General features: G+C 60.8%; 1 pseudogene. It reads left to right on the top strand.

From position 1 onward, the window contains the following. Positions 1-238 precede the first annotated feature (238 nt). Positions 239-687: pseudogene (locus ABD345_RS40025) on the top strand (IS3 family transposase); the annotation flags it as partial.

Genomic DNA, 687 nt, shown 5'->3' with positions numbered 1-687 from the left:
ATCAAGCTCGGCCAGACCGCCACGCGCGGCTGAGAGAGCGCCTGATCACCCTGTCGGGCAAACACAGGAGGTATGGCTATCGCATGCTGCATGCCAAGCTCGTCCGAGAGAACTTCCGCGTGAACGTGAAGGTGCCCCCTGTGTCAGGGTAGTTGTCCGCCGCTCTACTTTTCCTCTATTTCTCAGGTGGGCGGGATAGGAAGATGATTTGGGATATTCACCGGAACGAAAATCGACGGTGCTGAAGCGGATGCTGCCGCCGAACAACGTGGCCATACGGCAGTTGTCGCAGGAGGAGGGGATTTCCGAGGCGACATTGCACAAGTGGCGGGCTGAGGCGCGCGGCAAGGGGCAGCTTATGCCTGACGCTGATGCTGGGCCCGAGGGCTGGTCCTCGCGTGATAAGTTCGCGGCGGTTCTGGAAACGGCGGCGCTGAACGAAGCCGATCTGGCCGAATACTGCCGCAAGCGCGGGCTTTTTCCAGCGCAGATTGCAGCGTGGCGTGCGGCCTGTGAGCAGGCGAATGACTGGGATCGTGCCAGTAGTGCGCGTCTTGGTCGCGCGACCAAAGAAGAAAAAAAGCGGGTCAAGGATTTGGAGCGGGAATTGGCCCGCAAAGACCGCGCATTGGCCGAAACCGCAGCGCTCCTTGTTCTGCGAAAAAAGGCGGCAGCGATCTGGGGGGG

The organism is Kitasatospora saccharophila, assembly GCF_039529925.1.
In the GTDB taxonomy this organism is placed as follows: Bacteria; Actinomycetota; Actinomycetes; order Streptomycetales; family Streptomycetaceae; genus Kitasatospora; species Kitasatospora saccharophila.
Note: the sequence above shows the minus strand (reverse complement) of the source record. Positions and strands in the feature narration are given on the sequence as shown.